Below are 17253 nucleotides of genomic sequence, written 5' to 3'. Positions count from 1 at the left end.
AAACAATATTGAATTAAAAAGAGTTTAAAAAAATACTATGGGAAGATGGAGACCGCCGCGTCCACGCGGCTCCCGCTACATCACCGCAGAGGGCGCGCAACGTATGCGCGCCGAAGTTAAGCATCTCTGGGAGGAGGAGCGCCCCCGGGTAACCCAGGCGGTTAGCGACGCCGCCAAGCTGGGAGATCGCTCGGAAAACGCAGACTATATCTACGGTAAAAAAAGACTGCGGGAAATCGACAGCCGCGTGCGTTTTCTCACCAAGCGCCTGGAAGAAATTACTGTTGTAGATCGAATACCGGACGATAAGGAAAAGGTATTTTTTGGAGCCTGGGTAACGCTTGAAGATGATGAGGGAGAGAGCGTTTGCTACCGCATTGTAGGACCCGATGAATTCGATGTAAAAGCAGGCTTGATATCTATGGACTCCCCCGTTGCCCGTGCCTTATTAGGGCGCAAGCTCGATGATGAGGTGGATATCCGTCAGGGGGAAAAGTGGCAGGCTTTCTACATTACTGACATTCGTTACGAGGAGTAGTTTCGGCCTCCAGAGCCTATGAAGAGGTCGTACTTATAGAACTAAATACGACCTCTAAACAACCAAGCTGAGATAATCATTGTCATAACTTCACCAATCCATGCCGGTACTTATACAACGCTTTCTCTTCCTCATAGTTTAATCGGCGCCTTGACACAGCCAGACAACACAAGATGTTTAATAGTGGAAGTAAAAATGTATAAATAGAAATCCCCCCTAAGCTCACCCAGATAGAGACGATCACCCCACTCAATAACCCAGGAATCACACGGTAGGATGCTGTTACAGGTCGCCCCATAAACTTAACGAGGATACCTGCAATAAATCCTGGGATCACATAAACATACAAAGGGATAATACCGCGGGCAAATGAAAGCAAAACGAGCGTACCCAATGTACCTAACAACACCGCAAATATCGCGAGGGGCATACTCTGTTCTTTCAGTAACCTCTCAATCAAAGAGTGGTACTTACTTGTATTTAATTCACTTTTAGGGGCTTTATAAATATCACTCATGGGGCTTGTACACTTTCAGAGTCTGCCGAAGTGCGACTATAGTATCTCAGGTCAGCGCTTTCAAAAACACTAGATGAATAATTTAGAATCGCTTACAAATACACGAATTGAAATGTGCCCATAAAAATAGTGTGAGCTCCAGGTGAAAATCGATGGCCATTCTGTAACAACCTTAGAAAGCGAACCTATACGCCCTATCAAAAGCCAAAAAGGCTTACCTTTTTTGGTAATCCTTCAGTAAATCTAAAAAAATACTTCTTATAGAGTATTATAATAATGAATCACACCAACAGTGCTTCCAGCAGAAAAAGCAGATTTAACCTGCTCTGAACTCATTCTAACTTTCAAATCTGCATTGTTTACGTTGAGCTCAATAAACAGGCTTCCCCCTTGGGAATACGCATCATTCCACTCGGACACCGCCTCGTTGAGGCCATTAATAACTGCTGTATAGTTTGCCCTCTCTTCATCAGAGATCGCAGTTTGAATATCACTTATCGCATCGGAAACATCACTTTCAATTCTTTGCCACTCTTGTAATACGGCCTGTAACTTATCTTTAACTTACTGGGCTTTTCTGCTAGTTATCCAAAGCTCTGGGACAGTTTTTGTAGAGTGGATACATCAGTAGTGAACAGGTTCATCTCTGCCTGTTGATCCTGAATACTCTTTTGATCGGCAACAATTTTTGCAGCTGCCACCGGACCCATCACAAACCATTTCAACAAACCCTCAGGAAAAGCCACGATAGAAGCAACCGTGCCCAGAGAGATAGCAGTGGCATCGGCAATATCCAGCGTAACGATGCTGGCAGTCAGGCGTTTGATATCTGCCTGTAAATTCTTGGTATCCTGCCTCAGATCAGCAACTTTCTGCTCGTCAGCCAGGGAATCCTTTACAGAATTGTCGAGATAGATTGCTTCTTATAATGAATCGCAAGAAAAAATACATTTATATTCACATTGCTGCTATCAAATCAAACCCTCTAGTCCAGTAAGCACCGATCAGAATCACTCAGCCTGGCAACTATCTCCGTCAAATGCTGCAATCAAATCCAAGGCACCCCCAACCTCTTTATATATGATTAGCTTCCGACTATAAGAACCCAGCAACCAGGAGCCGCAGGCCACCCAGTAAGTGGCTTCTCTTGAGGTAACACAGAAGACGCTTTGCGCATCAGATACACGCCAAAACAATCGTCCTTTGGAAAACCCCCTACTCTCGAGTCTCAAAACGCCAATATCATTCTGTTTAGCCCATTGAAGAATTTGCACCCTGAAAAACTCGGATCTAATCGGCATTAACAAATAGGGAACTGCACCCAATAGAGCCAATAAGGCCACTATTACATTGTTCCCCAGAGAGGGGCTAAACACATAGGCCAGCTTCCCCAAAGTTACCGATATTATTAATACAATAAATGGACGCATATTCACTGCCGCCGATTTCAGTTCCCTTTAGAAAGAATGGTAGATAAATATGCAGAGACAAGATTTAGCTACAAGGGCGATCGAGTGATCCCGAGTTGGTTACCCGCGTTATAGCATATTGAGACTAACAGGTAGAGATTGGTCGCATTGAGGCCAAACTCGTTAGAGCTTGACCCGCAGAATGACTGCCTAACGATAGAGCAAATACACAATAAGGTACTGGAGCAATTTAGTTGCTCTCGATTAAACCCAGCATTTCCTTTGCAACCAGCGCAGAAGAAGGTAAAAACATTGTAGAAACAATACGCTGATCGGATATGACATCATGCTTATCTGCAACATTATCCTTATTAATAATAATGGCTCCATTCTCTCGAAGGCGTTCCTCTACCAAGAACGGTAATAAAGTACCCTGCTTAGCCCAAGACTTCTCTTTTTCTGTGGAGTCAGGGAAACCGGCAACCTTCTTGCCCCTTACCATATAATGGCCATCTTTCAGTTTCACATCAGCAAACGCACCTGCCCCATGGCCACAGCTGCCCACAACTCCCCCTTTCTGGTAAATCTCACCCATAATATTAGGGAGCCTCTGAATAACTCCGTGATACCTCTGGCATGCAGAGCGGTTCACAATCAAGGCGCGGCTTCGCAGGAATGTCTAGACCTTTCAAGAAGTCGCAACGCGGAGTGTGAATCGCTCTGCAAGCCCCGAAGGGCGGGCCTTGAAGGCCACAGCTGCTGCGTTGCAGCTCTTGCAAAGGGCTACGGCCATTCGCGGCGAGCTGCGCCTAACATCTGCAGCCTTCAAGACCCGCAGAGGCATTACGGAGTTATTCAGAGGCTCCTTAGCAGCTCACGATTAGATGCCACATCAAATAAGGTTCCATAGCCTCCACCGATATAAACAGCTGCATAATTCTCTATAACTACTTGCTCAGGCTTTAGTGAACTATTTGCCCGCTCTAAAAAACCTTCATGTTTGATGGTGTAACTACTAATCCCCAGTGGATCCATCATAAACGGGACCACCCCACCTTTTGGCGAAACAAAGTCCACGTTATACCCATGGGAAACAAAAATATGGTAAGGCGGAGCGTACTCCCACAAATTATTTCTCGCATCGTGTTTCTCCGGATCACCCATATCCTGAAGATTAGAAGCAACGATTAGTATCCGCTTATTCTCAGCTGCTTGTGAAGGTGTAATAAAGCCCGTCACAAGAATTATCATAGAGCAGATAAGGCTACAGATTTTTGCCGTTTTTCTCACGTTCAACTTCCCCATTCGAATAACTTTGATACGAAATAGATAGATTACATGAGTAACGTACAACCTTGACATAAGATCGATAGTTTGCAGGAGAAAAGCGATATAGCGAGGTCAAACTGCCCCAAAAGTAACAACTGCCAAGATTTCTATAGCGCCAAGCCTACCACCACAAAGTTAACACCCTATTACCGAGCAGCCTTAATAGTTAGGGCAGTAACAACACCCCAAATCCAATTGAAAAACAATACCAGGACTGGTGTTAAGACTCCCAACTCAAATCCGGCAACACCCTTCCCTGCCATCACAGGGAAAACCACAAACAATTGAAATGCAGAGGGAAAAAAACTAAGAAGAGCTCCTTTTAAAAGTAACTTCGATGACCAGAACGGAAGAATAAATAGCAGTCCCCATAAGCCACCCCAAACAATACGAGGATAAAGCCACTCAGGAGATAGAGGAGGGGCAATTGATACGCCAAAAGCGGCATTAATCCCCAACTGGCCAAATAGCCACACCGCAATACTGTTTGCCAAAGCACCGAGGCTTCCGGCTGCGAAGAATATCAGTAGGTTTTTCATCTCCCTCTCCTAGAGTTGTAGGGCCACTGCAATATTTACTCGCGAATCAAACCACAATATAGAAGAACCATCGTCACTCAACGGAAAATAGCCTAGCGCACGAATCACAACCTCACCCGAGATGACAGAGTAACTTTTCTACTTTACCTACCCAATAATACAGAACATAAACCAAATTTATCTTGAGTACGCCTGCGTACCAATTAGACACAGCGGAAACGCCAGAAAAATTAGATAAAGCACTAGCCCCCTACTTCTCAAGAATGACTACTTAAAAAATATTTTCAATTTGAGAACCAGCAATATCCGCTGATCGTTTTTGCAACTAATCCCGAAAGAAAATAACTAGCTTCTCAAGCGTCAAATTTATGCAATAGATAAGTGGTACGCTTGTATTTATTTTATAAATCAATTAAAACCAAATAGGAACTAGTACTTATGAAAGTGCCATCAGCAGGAGTGCTGTACCCGATTTTATTAGGATTGGCGATTCAGTCAGCGACGTCTCAAGCCCAGTCCTTTGATGAGAGCGCCTATATTGACAGGCAGCTGCAATATATTGAGGAAGGAGTCACCTCTACCAACGATACTGCCGTCGTACTTCAGGCATACACCGGTGATGATCTCAACTGGGATGCGCTAAATAAGAACCTGGATGTACTCCGCAACGGCGGCAAGAAAAATTCTGACTTCACTCTCACCCGCCTAATCCGCATCTTATTCTTCCGCCCCGAAATAAAAGACGAACTCTTTGCCGCACTCGACGGCTATCACTTCTGGTTTAAAGAAGGCGGGACGGGTGACCATGTCTTTGCTTCAGAAAACCATATGATCATGTACACCTCTGCCCAATATCTCCTCCAGGAGAAATATGGGGCATTTGAGGACGACAGAACTTATAAGCGCCTAAAGCGCTATCTGGAAGTGAAGAACCAATATGGTTTCTATGAGTTCTACTCCCCTGTTTACTACCCCTATACCCTCTCGGCACTGCTAAACCTCGTAGACTTTGCAGAGGATGAGGAAATTCGTGAACTTGCAATCGGCGCTGCTCATCGCTTGCTGCAAGATATTTTATTGGTGACCAACGACCAGGGGATCAACTTCGCCGCAGCCGGGCGCAGTAATGACGGCTACCGCCGCAATGGGTCCGGAGGGAATATCAACCGGATTATCTACCTCCTGACAGGTCTGGGCAAAGAGTCAGTACGCACCCCCAGTCCCGCCGGCGTAATGCTCGCCACATCCGGGTTGGAAATCACCGATGAGGTTTTCGAATATTTCGGTAAAGATCTCAACATAAATTATTCAGTCGGCCATTCGCTGGGGGATGCCAGAAACGAGATCTATGCAGACTTTCCCCGGGAAGAGCGCGTACCCTTCTATTGGAGCCAGGGAGCCTACTTCCACCCCGATGTCGCAGCGGATACCGCCTGGTTCGCCAGCAAATACCAACTCGAAGGTTATGAGGGACTCAAAGCATTTGACCAATTCCTGGGACTATCCGAAGCAGCCGCCCCTGCGGCCGCCAAGGCCGGGGCTGTATTCAGCCGCAGCTCTGTCCTCTCCTCGGCCAACTTCTCCATGTACAAAGATGGCGGAGTCATGATGCACTCCATCCAGAATTATTGGGGAGGCCGCCAGGGCTACCAGCAAACCCCCTGGATAGCCACCACCGGTTCCCAATCTATCTGGGCAAAAGTCGGTGACGGCAATAGCACCATGCAAAATGACCACCTGCCGAAAATAAAGCAGGTAAACAATGTCGCCGTGATCCAATACAACCCCTACCCGGAAATAGAACTGTTTCACTCCGGTGGCTCCGATGTCGCACTACAGTGGCCCGAAGAGTTCGAGGAGGAGTCCCGCAGCGGTAACTGGAAGTTTGGTAGGGAAGATGATGGATACGTTGCTGTCCGCTACCCCTGTGGCAATGGTGACTCCAACACTGTGACCTGTGATTGGAACGAGCAGACCTGGGTCGTCATTATGGGAAGTGAAGAGCGCTACGGGAGCTTTGATGCTTTTAGACAGAAGGTGCTCAATGAAGTCAGTTACGATGCCGACTGGGAATGGCACGGCTCCTTCTGGAAAGGCACCTTGAAGTATGTGTACGATTCAGATGTAAAGTTTGATGGAACCGATATCAGCTTGACTTGGTAGCACCTAATTAAGCTCACGGGAAGGGGATACCCCCTTCCCAGCCTCCCTGCACCCCCAACCAAATTACCCTCCACAGACTATCAACCCAACCTCCTTCCACCTGAGCTTAGTTGACAGAGTCAACCAACACCCATAAAGTTGACACTATCAACCAGTTAGCATGGCGCCATGAAAGATACCGCAATCAATGAATCCCTCCACCAGCTTATTCACGCCTACAAACGGCGTTTGCGAGCTGGCATACAGGAGCAGCATATTGGCTTGCCGGTGAGCCATATACGGGTACTCAAAGGTGTCTTCAAATTTCCACTGAGTACTGCCCGCTCAATTGCCCAGCGGATGAATTTGGACAAAGCCCAAGTAACACGAGTGCTAAACGACCTGGTGCACTCAGGGCTAATCGCAAAGACCGACAACCCCAATGATCGGCGCAGCCAGTTTTTGACACTAACTACAGACGGAATAAGCACGCTGGAAAAAGTGAGCGGACAAGAAGCTGAAGTGGCCAGACAAATGACTCGCAACTTAAGTACTGAAGAGCTAGAAAACTTCGCCCGCATTACCAGCGTTATGGTCGCCAATATGAAAGAGCACTCCACCCCTGACGAAAGGAGCTAAACCCTATGGCCGAGAAAGTTACCAGAGAATTGGTCGTTATTCGCAGGACACAAGTTACTAAAAATATGCTGCGCATCACCCTCGGTGGCAATGATCTAAAAACCCTCGCCCCCAATCAGGAAAGCGCCTATATCAAATTTCTGTTTCCACAAGCTGGAAGCGAGCGCCCCCTATTGCGAAGCTATACCATCAGACACCAGCGTGAAACTGAAATTGATATCGACTTTGCACTGCATGAACACGAAGGGCCCGCTCTAAGCTGGGCACTTAAAACACAGCCCGGCGATACAATTTTAACCCGCGGCCCCGGCCCCAAAAAAATGACCAACCCCGAGGCAGACTGGTTTTTACTACTGGGGGACATGACTGCACTGCCAGCCATCAGCGTAAACCTTGCGGAGCTACCCAAGGATGCAAAGGGGTACGCATTAATTGAGATCTCCAGTGAAGCGGATATTCAGGAGCTGGAACACCCAGAGAACCTGCAAATCCAATGGATTATCAATCCGGCTCCATCCGGCGAGAAACTCCTGGAGAAATTACAGGCACTAACCTGGCTCGATGGGCAGGCCTCCGTATGGGCCGCCTGTGAATTCGACAGCATGCGCACCCTACGGCAATTCTTTAAGCAGGAAAGAGTAATCCCCAAAACCCATATTTATATCTCCAGTTACTGGAAAATTGGGCAGTCAGACGAAGGCCACAAACTCGCCAAGCGCCTGGACAATGAAAAGATGGAAGGACAGGCATAGTTTACAGGCAGGCGGGAAGAGAAAGTCTTCTAATTACAGGCTTTCCCTACTCAACAGAAACGGGCCTATCTAACCGATACCAGTAATTGGACAAAAAGCCCCGGGCATCGGGTTTAGAAATCTGCCTGATAATTTCCGGGGCACCCGACCTACAGCGCCATTCATACATAGAGGAACGGCCAGCCACTACCGCAGGAACGGTCCCGGAACTTTGATTATCTTTGCAATATGAAAGCATCGCACTACTCGGCTCCCGACTGGTGTCAGCTTTCTCATCACAGGGGAGATTAGCCCCAACAAAGCAGGCAAAGACACTTCCATCCATACATCGCCAATAGGTCCCCCTCGCGATCCAATCTTCAGGCGCCTCTGCACCGAGATTGGCTGCTCTTCTGATACCATCAACGATTTCCTTTGGCATAGCTTGTCCGGCAAAGCGCTGAACTGGGTTGTCATCATTCAATACCGTCGCGCAATATTCAAAGGGATTGCTGGATAGCTTGCCTCCTCCAGCGCTACTTACTTCAGAGTTAACCGCAACGATCAATATCCATAACAGCGCAAAAATACTCACGACTAGAGCAGCCACTTTTAACATCATCCCAGTCCGATCCATAAAGGGTTTACCTGCCACCTACCAAAAAGGGAGAAGGAAAGAATACACCGCGCTTGGGACCCTATGAGGCATGGATGCCGATTAGGAGCTTACAGGGATGTATTCACAGCGTGTCTCGAGTGCGGTGTATTCTTTCCTTCCACCCCAGTAGTAAGTTCCGCCCGCACTATTCAAGTGCCAGATCCAAGGGTGTTAACAACTTTAGTATGGCGCCCTCTAGCGCTTTACAAACTAACCTTTACTTTCCGTAGTAACCGAGCTTATCAGGCGGCAGAAATCACGAACAGCAACTATACTCACCCGAAGCGATTAGGCTGTGAGCAGAAGCTTCCGAGTTAGAAAGCTGGTTTAGAAAATTCCAATAAAAACCCTGTTTTCAAAAGGAGTAATAAGTTGATCAATCACTCCCCCTCAAAAATAGACAAAGTGGCCACTCCAGAACTCCCACAGTGGATCAGTTGCCGCGAACGCCTGCCCCATAAAGGGGATGCCACCAGCCGCGGCTATGTACGGGTAATATGGAAATCAACAAGATCTATTAATGGGGACGCCAATACCACCTGGGAAGTGGGTATGGATCATTATGAAAATGCTCGCACCTATTTAGGCTGGATGCCAATAGCCAAAAAGGGGGTATAAACAGTACAAACTAATTGTGCCCACAATTAATTACACCCTAATGATATTTTGGGTAGGTAGTATTTCAACATAAGATTTTAGGCGCTCATTTCTAGGAGCGATGCCATTGCTATCCAGCTGTGCGGGAGAGCGATTCGGTGGCTATAACTTACCGCAACAGGCTATTGAGAAAAGTAGAGGCTGCGGCTTAGAATACCAGCGCACCCAGGCAAGGACTTTCCTACCACCCTTTCCCTCGCCAAAACATGTACTGATTAAAGAGATAGAAAACTAATTGGGTACTTCAGAGGCAACTTAGTCATAGCGCCAGAAGTGCACACCTTTGAGCCCTATAACATCCCGCTTCTACAAGCCCAAACTGATAGAGTAATCGAACCCAAATCTATTTGGTTCAGTTCGTAACCGGATATTGAGGTTGCAGACTGGAGCCGTCATTTTCTTATCGCAATCAGTACTTACAGCTATTTATTTGTAGCCACCGAAATTACTCATATAACCAATAGCAACTGCGAACCCCACGTCTACAAGATTGACGAGCAATTGGAACATACCAAGCCTGCCGCCCCCTATCCCCTCGACAAAACCAGACCTCTAACTGAACAATAAACAACCAACCCGATTCCCCAAAAGACACAAGCTGCCCTACAGCCCTTGACGCCACCCGGCAGCTGAATCACCATCCCCGACATTTAGCGCAATCCGGGTTTGCCCCGGCCTTGTCTGGGAAGCTGCAACACCATCGGGACCATCGGGCAACCAATTCCCGACCATGCCCGACCAGCGAGCCACCCAAACAGATAGCACCGTAAAACCGGGTAACAACGCCCGCGACAACACCTGTAGCAATGCCAGCGCAAACCGAATTCGACTGGGCCACAGCGCCCCAGCAGTACACAAAGGACAAAAAACACCCCATGAGCAGCAATAGCGCCGCCGAACAGATCAGCCAGGACAGCATCAACAAGGCCCTGTGGAATGCCTGCGATACCTTTCGCGGCACCATCAGCGCCGACACCTACAAAGACTTTATCCTCACCATGCTGTTCCTCAAGTACATCTCCGATGTGTGGCAGGACCACTACGAGGAGTATGTGGAAACCTACGGCAACGAGCCGGAGCTGATCGAGGAGATGATGAAGAGCGAGCGCTTTGTACTGCCGCAAAGTGCCAGCTTCTACACCCTGTACGAGCACCGCCACGAGCCCGGCAATGGCGAGCGTATCGATCAGGCCCTGCACGCCATCGAAGAGGCCAACGGCACCAAGCTCAAGGACGCCGGCAAGAGCGTGTTCCAGGACATCTCCTTCAACACCGATAAGCTGGGCGAGGAGAAACAGAAGAACACCATCCTGCGCCACCTGCTGGAAGACTTTGCCAAAACCGAACTGAACCTGCGTCCCAGCCGTGTGGGCAACCTGGATGTGATCGGCAACGGCTACGAATACCTGATCAAGAACTTCGCCGCCAGCGGCGGCCAGAAGGCCGGCGAGTTCTACACCCCACCGGAAGTGTCCGAACTGATCGCCGAACTGCTCGACCCCCGTCCCGGTGACCGCATCTGCGATCCTACGTGCGGCTCCGCCTCCCTGCTGATGAAGTGCGGGCGCAAGGTGCGGGAACACCACAACAGCAAGCAGTACGAACTCTACGGCCAGGAAGCCATCGGCTCCACCTGGTCTCTGGCCAAGATGAATATGTTCCTGCACGGCGAGGACAACCACAAAATCGAATGGGGCGATACCATTCGCAACCCCAAGCTGCTGGACAAAAATGGCCACCTGGACCTGTTCGATATCGTCACCGCCAACCCGCCCTTCTCCCTGGACAAATGGGGCCACGACGAAGCCGGCAACGATCCCTTCGGCCGCTTTCATCGCGGCGTACCGCCAAAAACCAAGGGGGACTACGCTTTTATCCTGCATATGATCGAAACCCTCAATCCCAAGAGCGGGCGCATGGGCGTGGTGGTGCCCCACGGGGTGCTGTTCCGGGGTTCCGCCGAGGGCAAGATTCGCAAGCAGCTGATCGAGGAGAACCTGTTGGACGCGGTGATCGGCCTGCCGGAAAAACTCTTCTACGGCACCGGCATCCCCGCCGCCATCCTGATCTTCGCCCGCGACAAGCAGGACGACAGCGTCATGTTTATCGATGCCTCGCGGGAATTTAAAGCCGGCAAAAACCAGAACCTGCTTACCCAGGACAATATCGACAAAGTGGTGGCCACCTACCGCCAGGGCGCCGACCTGGACAAATACGCCTATGTGGCCGGTCTCAAGGAAATTCAGGATAACGACTACAACCTGAATATCCCCCGCTATGTGGATACCTTCGAAGAGGAGGAAGAGATCGACCTGCTGGCGGTGCGCGCCGAGCGACAGCAGCTGAAATCCCAGTTAAGTGAGCTGGAGGGGGAAATGGAGCAGTATTTGCAGGAGTTGGGTTATGGTGCCTAAGGGGTTTAAAGATACCAGGGGAGTCGGCTTTATACCTGAGGAGTGGGGATTATTATTAGCAGATGAAATTTGCCTCAAAATCAGTAAAGGCACAACCCCACCCAAATCTGAAATAGTAGAAGATAATATTACGCCCTTCTTAAGAGTAAATAACTTATCTTTTAATGGACAGCTTGATCGTAAATCAAACTTTCAATTCGTGTCTCAGGAATCTCACAATGGTTTCCTAGCTCGCTCTAAAGCATATCCGGGCGATATTCTAATGAATATTGTAGGCCCCCCACTCGGTAAAATCGCCTTACTTGATGATTTATATCCTGAGTACAATATGAATCAAGCAATTGTATTTTACCGGCTTGATCAAAATATCGTATCCAAAGATTTCTTTGTTTCCTTCCTTTGTGGAGTCTATGCTCAACAATGGCTACAGTCCCGCTCAAAAAAAACCTCTGGTCAGCAAAACCTGACAATCCAATTATGCAAAGAGCTTCCTGTACCTATTCCGTCTATACCCGAGCAAAAAAAGATCGCCCAAATCCTATCCACCTGGGATAAGGCCATCGATACCAGCGAAAAACTGCTCGCCAACAGCCGCCAGCAGAAAAAGGCCCTGATGCAGCAATTGCTGACCGGAAAAAAGCGCCTGCGGGATAAGAATGGGGTTCGGTTTAGTGAAAGCTGGCATGACACATATTTAACTGACGCCTCCCAAATTATCGTCAGCCCTGTTGATAAAAAAATAATTCCCGGTGAGATACCAGTAGAGCTTTGTAACTACACAGATGTGTATTACAACAATCAAATAACAAGAAAGCTGAGCTTCATGAAAGCTACAGCAAAGAAATCTGAAATTGAAAAATATATTCTAGAGAAAGGCGATGTAATAATAACTAAAGACTCTGAAACACCCGGAGACATAGCTGTTCCTGCACTGGTAGCAGAGGATTTAGGGGGAGTCGTTTGCGGCTATCACCTAGCAATAATTCGACCAAACCGAAAGTTTTTACATGGCCCTTTTCTTAGCCAACTACTTTCAACTCCTCAAATGAGATATTACTTCTTCACTCTAGCTAGTGGCGCCACGAGATTTGGCCTATCAGTGGGAGGAATAAATAAAGCTCACTTTAAATTACCAAATTTAATAGAGCAAAAAGCAATAGCGAACGTACTATCCAACGCCGATCGGGAAATCGAAACCCTGCAACAAAAACTCGACGGCCTAAAGCAGGAGAAAAAAGCTCTGATGCAGCAGCTGCTCACCGGCAAGCGCCGGGTCCAGATAGGGGAAGTCCAATGACTTTTAGCGAAACCCTCGATCTCGATGCGCCCATCTGTGAAGCCGATCTGGAATTTATTGAGGACGTGCTGCTCAAATACGGCAACGACGACTCGGTGCTGGATATCTGCGAACTGGACGGTTTTCTCACCGCCCTGGTGTCCGGCCCGGAAATGATTCCCCCCAGCCGCTGGTTCTCCGCCCTCTGGGGCGGCCCCGGCAATGAGCCGGAGTGGCAGAGCGAGGAGGAGATGCAGCGCTTTACCGCGCTGCTGTTCCAGCTGATGAACAGCAATGCCATGATGCTGGTGGAAACCCCCGCAGAGTTCAGCGCCCTGTTTCGTATCACCGAGCGAGAGGGCGAAGCTCCCCTCGCCATTGTCGAGGAGTGGTGCTTCGGCTATATGCGCGGCGTCGACCTGGGCCAATGGCCCAACCTGCCCGCAGAACTCGATACCCAGCTACAAGCCATCGCCCTACACGGCCGCGAGGAACACTTCGATCACCTCAGCACCCTCACCGATACAGAGCACCAGCACAGCATCACCCAAATAGAACCCGCCGCCCGCGCCCTGCACCGCCACTGGCTGCAACAGCGCGCCCCGGAACTCTCAACCAACCCCAGCCCCCACCGAGCAGCCCCCAAAACCGGCCGCAACAACCCCTGCCCCTGTGGCAGCGGCAAAAAATTTAAACGCTGCTGTTTGCATTAAGCACTCCAGCTAGAAATCCGGGGCAGCCCAAACCAAGAAAATAACCAGTTACAGGGATGATATAGATGGATACGGAAACCACCAGCGCCCGCAAACTCTCTAGCGCCGTTGCTACACTTTTTGGCGCTGCCGGAATAACCTTTCTCGATTCGAAAGCCCAGTGGGAAGCAGATTATAAAGATCTACTTTCCCGTATTCAGGAGGCGCGAGAAACCGCTACTATTTCCGATAAGCTACTGGAAGACTTATGGTGGACCCGCAGCAATGGCGTCGCCACCATAAAGACAGGAGCCCTCTCACGGAAAGCGCTCGAACAATTACAACAAGAGTTTCGCAGCCTAACTTGGCAAATTTTTTCTGATGGCTCAGAAGCAACACACCGTCAGGTTGTCGATAGCTTTATTGCTTTTAAATCCCAGGGCTTGGTTATTGGCGTATTGCACTCAGTGATTAACCGGGTCTTTGCTGCCGCTCACCCCAACCAATGTACCACTGTGGTATCCCCCAATATTTTTAGACTGCTTTTAAATGAAATCCATCGGCGATGGAATATAGACCTTCCTGATGGAAAAGAGCATTGGTTGGCGAGTAATAAAGCTCTCAAGAAAATTATCAACCAGTACAAGCCGGAAACTTTTGATGATGTGCAAACCAATATTCTGATCTGGCGGCTCTACGCAGAGAACGATTCGCAAGAGAATAAGCTTATGGATGAGAAACTCCCCCTCGCTAACTTACCTATCCAGCCTCTCAACCAAATCCTGTTCGGCCCTCCCGGCACCGGCAAAACCTACAATACCACCCGCCTGGCCGTACAGATCGCCGACCCGCAGTGGTACGCCAATCAAGATGAGCCCGATAATCGCGCAGTGAGAGAGCGCTACGACGCTCTACAGGCAGAAAAGCGCATTGTCTTTACCACCTTTCACCAGAGTTTTGCCTACGAGGACTTTATTGAGGGTATCCGCGCGGAGAGTAGTGACAACGGGCAACTAAATTATTCCGTTCAGGACGGTGTATTTAAGGAATTATGTGAGTCCGCCGATGCCAAAGTTACCCGCCAGAGCGGCGAACAGATTGACCTTAATGGCCGCCGTTTTTGGAAAATGTCCCTGGGTAATACCCTGGAAGACAACGACGATATTTATCAGGAGTGCCTGGAAAATAATTATGTCTTGTTGGGCTATGGCGAGAGTATCGATTTTTCTCGCTGTACTAGCCGCGATTCCGTGCGCAAACAGTTTGAGACGGCCAATAGCCTAGAAATTCAGCAATCTGACTACCCCATCACTGCGGTACATAACTTCCGCAATACTCTTCGAGTTGGGGATTTGGTGGTTATTTCCGATGGCAACCGCAAGTTTCGCGCAATTGCGGAAATCACCGGCGACTACCAACGCCTGGAAACCGATGAGCGCACCGGTTACCAGCAGGCGCGCCCGGTAAAATGGCACCGGCAATACGAACCCAGCCTGCCCCGTGAGCAACTGTTTAAAAAAGCACTCTCACAAATGACACTCTACGAGCTGCGTCCTTCCACCATTGATATAGACAAACTTGCAGAGCTATTGGCACCGCAGGATATTAGCGAGCCACAGCAAAAGCCATTGGTTTTGATTATCGACGAAATCAATCGCGGCAATATTTCGCGGATTTTTGGTGAACTGATCACCCTGCTGGAACCTGCCAAGCGCAAGGGTGCCGAGGATGCCCGCGAAGTGATACTGCCTTACTCCAAAAAAACCTTCGCTGTGCCGCCCAATGTGTATGTGATCGGCACCATGAACACCGCCGATAAATCCCTGGCGCAGCTTGACCTGGCCCTGCGCCGCCGCTTTAGCTTTGTAGAAATGCCACCCAATCCCGAGTTATTGGCGGGCACCCAGGTTTACGGTATTGATATCGGTGAGCTGCTCACAACCCTAAACCAGCGTATTGAGGCACTATTGGATCGAGATCACCTGATCGGCCACAGCTACTTTTTGCCCCTGTGCGGCCTCCCTTTAGAAGAGCGTGAGAGCAAGCTGGCCTCTATTTTCCAGCAACAAATATTGCCATTGTTACAGGAATACTTTTTCGATGACTGGCAGCGCATCGGCTGGGTACTGAATGACCCGGCGAAACATCCGCACCACCGCTTTATTATTGAGGGTGGCCAACAACCTTTAAACGAATTATTCCCTGCGGATATCGCCAGCCAAATCAATGAGCGGCGTTTTTCTCTCAATACAGAAGCCTTTACCCAGCCGGATGCCTATCGCGGCATACTGTCTACTTCCACCACCACTACATCACCGCAGCCGCGAGCATTAGAAGAAGCCGAGAGCGAAGTAGCGGAATGATCCAGGTTCGCGAATACGCCACTCTGCACAGCGACCTCGCCGGCCCCTCCAGTCTGGATCGGGCGCGAGTCTCAGCACAAACCCTGGCATGGCTGCGGGAACTGGGGCAGAGCCAGGGCAGTCATTTTATTCGGGATAGCGGTGCCCACAGAGTCAAACTGGGCAGCTATGTGGGGTTTCTGCAGAGCCCCACTGGGGAAGCTATCGAAATTCTGCCGAAAACCCACCGGCAACCACCCTCAGCCAGCGAAGCGCAGCGGAGCCGGCAACTGTTGCAGAAAATGCTCGCTATCAGCCTGGGTATTACCCCCCGCAATGCCGGCCCGGCTGATTTGCAGCAGCAACCGCTGCCCCTGCACGAGTGGATTTTTTCACAGTTCTTGCAAGCCCTGAGCCGACTGTTAAAACGCGGGCTGCGCAGTGACTACCAGCGCCGGGCGGAGGAGAGCCGATTTATTCGTGGCCGCCTTAACATGGCCCGGCAGGCACAACAAACGCCGGACAGGGCCACCTGGTTCCATATTGAGCACGATATTTTCAGCCCTCAAATCCGGGAAAACCGCCTACTCAAAAGTGCCCTGGAAATTACCCTGAAGCTCTGCGCCACTGCCGATAACTGGCGCTTGGCCAATAGCTTTAATCACCAGATGGCGGCGGTGCCGGCAAGCCGGGTGCCACTAGCCGAACTGCCAAAATGGCGCTCGGACCGGTTGATGCAAAGCTATGAGGCGATCAAACCCTGGTGCCGTTTAATCTTACAAAACCTCAACGCCAGTTTTACCCAAGGCGAGCATCGCGGTATCGCCCTGCTCTTCCCCATGGAGCGGTTATTTGAAAATTATGTGGCGCACAGCCTGCAACAAACATTACCGCCCAGCAGCCACCTTCGCACCCAGGCAAGCGGCCAATACCTGTTAAAGCACAGGCCCGAGGGCACAGAAACGGATGGCCGCTGGTTTCAACTGCGCCCGGATTTGTTGCTGGAAAGTAACACCATGGAAAAAGGTCGACCACAAGTATCCGTGATGGATACCAAGTGGAAATTATTAAGTAGCCGCGCCAGCAGCAACGAGAAATACAAACTGAGCCAAGCTGATCTCTACCAGCTCTTTGCCTACGGCAACTATTACATGGATGGCCGGGGCCATATGGCGCTGATCTTTCCCGCCCACGGGGATTTTTGCCAACCCCTGCCGCGCTTTAGTTTTTCCGACAACCTGCACCTTTGGGCGCTGCCATTTAATCTGCACAGCCAACAATTGGTGGCCGGAGACTGGCAAGCGTATTTTCCCAGCTTGCTCCACAGCCCGGAAACAGAGACACTTTTATCCCAATAAAAACGGATTTCC

The 17253-nt window shown here is 49.6% G+C and carries 17 protein-coding genes; 10 read left to right on the top strand and 7 right to left on the bottom strand.

Annotated features, from left to right (window positions below; all coding sequences use genetic code 11):
• Window positions 1-37 precede the first annotated feature (37 nt).
• Window positions 38-538, top strand: coding sequence for a transcription elongation factor GreB (greB, locus tag ACJJIY_RS14260; protein ID WP_444897666.1), 501 nt, complete (start codon window positions 38-40; stop codon window positions 536-538).
• 82 nt (window positions 539-620) lie between these two features.
• On the opposite strand, the gene ACJJIY_RS14255 is transcribed toward greB, so the two are convergent.
• The 5 genes from ACJJIY_RS14255 to ACJJIY_RS14235 form a co-directional block, all read right to left on the bottom strand.
• Entirely contained in the window at window positions 621-1055 is a 435-nt protein-coding gene (locus ACJJIY_RS14255; protein ID WP_282932369.1) for a hypothetical protein, read from the bottom strand.
• A 584-nt stretch (window positions 1056-1639) separates the two neighbouring features.
• Complete coding sequence (locus tag ACJJIY_RS14250; protein WP_445358141.1) at window positions 1640-1801, bottom strand: hypothetical protein; 162 nt, start codon at window positions 1799-1801, stop codon at window positions 1640-1642.
• A 913-nt stretch (window positions 1802-2714) separates the two neighbouring features.
• On the bottom strand, window positions 2715-3059 hold the full coding sequence (locus ACJJIY_RS14245) for a type 1 glutamine amidotransferase family protein (protein ID WP_445358140.1): 345 nt from the start codon (window positions 3057-3059) through the stop codon (window positions 2715-2717).
• Window positions 3060-3319: 260 nt separating this feature from the next.
• Window positions 3320-3754, bottom strand: coding sequence for a type 1 glutamine amidotransferase family protein (locus ACJJIY_RS14240; RefSeq protein WP_445358139.1), 435 nt, complete (start codon window positions 3752-3754; stop codon window positions 3320-3322).
• Window positions 3755-3939: 185 nt separating this feature from the next.
• Complete coding sequence (locus ACJJIY_RS14235) at window positions 3940-4332, bottom strand: hypothetical protein (protein WP_444928164.1); 393 nt, start codon at window positions 4330-4332, stop codon at window positions 3940-3942.
• Window positions 4333-4770: 438 nt separating this feature from the next.
• On the opposite strand from ACJJIY_RS14235, the gene ACJJIY_RS14230 reads away from it, so the two are divergent.
• From ACJJIY_RS14230 to ACJJIY_RS14220, 3 genes are all read left to right on the top strand, one after another.
• Window positions 4771-6495 carry a hypothetical protein gene (locus tag ACJJIY_RS14230; protein ID WP_108733635.1) on the top strand — a complete coding sequence of 575 codons (1725 nt, stop codon included), beginning with the start codon at window positions 4771-4773 and terminating at the stop codon, window positions 6493-6495.
• 168 nt (window positions 6496-6663) lie between these two features.
• A complete protein-coding gene (locus ACJJIY_RS14225; RefSeq protein WP_445358138.1) occupies window positions 6664-7113 on the top strand; it encodes a MarR family winged helix-turn-helix transcriptional regulator in 450 nt (149 codons plus the stop codon).
• A 5-nt stretch (window positions 7114-7118) separates the two neighbouring features.
• A complete protein-coding gene (locus ACJJIY_RS14220; protein WP_445358137.1) occupies window positions 7119-7865 on the top strand; it encodes a siderophore-interacting protein in 747 nt (248 codons plus the stop codon).
• Window positions 7866-7911: 46 nt separating this feature from the next.
• Here ACJJIY_RS14220 and ACJJIY_RS14215 read toward each other — a convergent pair whose 3' ends face one another.
• The gene (locus ACJJIY_RS14215; protein ID WP_445358136.1) at window positions 7912-8481 is read right to left on the bottom strand and encodes a hypothetical protein; all 570 of its coding nucleotides are present in this window, start codon (window positions 8479-8481) and stop codon (window positions 7912-7914) included.
• Window positions 8482-8874: 393 nt separating this feature from the next.
• Between ACJJIY_RS14215 and ACJJIY_RS14210 the strand changes: the two genes are divergently transcribed.
• Window positions 8875-9120, top strand: coding sequence for a hypothetical protein (locus ACJJIY_RS14210; RefSeq protein WP_445358135.1), 246 nt, complete (start codon window positions 8875-8877; stop codon window positions 9118-9120).
• Window positions 9121-9762: 642 nt separating this feature from the next.
• On the opposite strand, the gene ACJJIY_RS14205 is transcribed toward ACJJIY_RS14210, so the two are convergent.
• A complete protein-coding gene (locus tag ACJJIY_RS14205) occupies window positions 9763-10017 on the bottom strand; it encodes a hypothetical protein (RefSeq protein ID WP_445358134.1) in 255 nt (84 codons plus the stop codon).
• Window positions 10018-10034: 17 nt separating this feature from the next.
• On the opposite strand from ACJJIY_RS14205, the gene ACJJIY_RS14200 reads away from it, so the two are divergent.
• The 5 genes from ACJJIY_RS14200 to ACJJIY_RS14180 all read left to right on the top strand — a co-directional run bounded on the left by ACJJIY_RS14200 (window position 10035) and on the right by ACJJIY_RS14180 (window position 17241).
• Window positions 10035-11573 carry a type I restriction-modification system subunit M gene (locus ACJJIY_RS14200; protein WP_445358133.1) on the top strand — a complete coding sequence of 513 codons (1539 nt, stop codon included), beginning with the start codon at window positions 10035-10037 and terminating at the stop codon, window positions 11571-11573.
• The gene (locus ACJJIY_RS14195; RefSeq protein WP_445358132.1) at window positions 11563-12870 is read left to right on the top strand and encodes a restriction endonuclease subunit S; all 1308 of its coding nucleotides are present in this window, start codon (window positions 11563-11565) and stop codon (window positions 12868-12870) included. Before ACJJIY_RS14200 ends, ACJJIY_RS14195 begins: the two co-directional genes overlap by 11 nt.
• Window positions 12867-13562: a YecA/YgfB family protein gene (locus ACJJIY_RS14190; protein WP_445358131.1), complete on the top strand. Its 696-nt coding sequence runs from the start codon at window positions 12867-12869 to the stop codon at window positions 13560-13562. Before ACJJIY_RS14195 ends, ACJJIY_RS14190 begins: the two co-directional genes overlap by 4 nt.
• Before the next feature lie 65 nt (window positions 13563-13627).
• Window positions 13628-15904, top strand: coding sequence for a DUF8426 domain-containing protein (locus ACJJIY_RS14185; protein WP_445358130.1), 2277 nt, complete (start codon window positions 13628-13630; stop codon window positions 15902-15904).
• Window positions 15901-17241 carry an McrC family protein gene (locus ACJJIY_RS14180; protein ID WP_445358129.1) on the top strand — a complete coding sequence of 447 codons (1341 nt, stop codon included), beginning with the start codon at window positions 15901-15903 and terminating at the stop codon, window positions 17239-17241. Before ACJJIY_RS14185 ends, ACJJIY_RS14180 begins: the two co-directional genes overlap by 4 nt.
• Window positions 17242-17253 lie beyond the last annotated feature (12 nt).

This window comes from Microbulbifer maximicatervae (SeqCode) (genome assembly GCF_052468155.1).
Note: the sequence above shows the minus strand (reverse complement) of the source record. Positions and strands in the feature narration are given on the sequence as shown.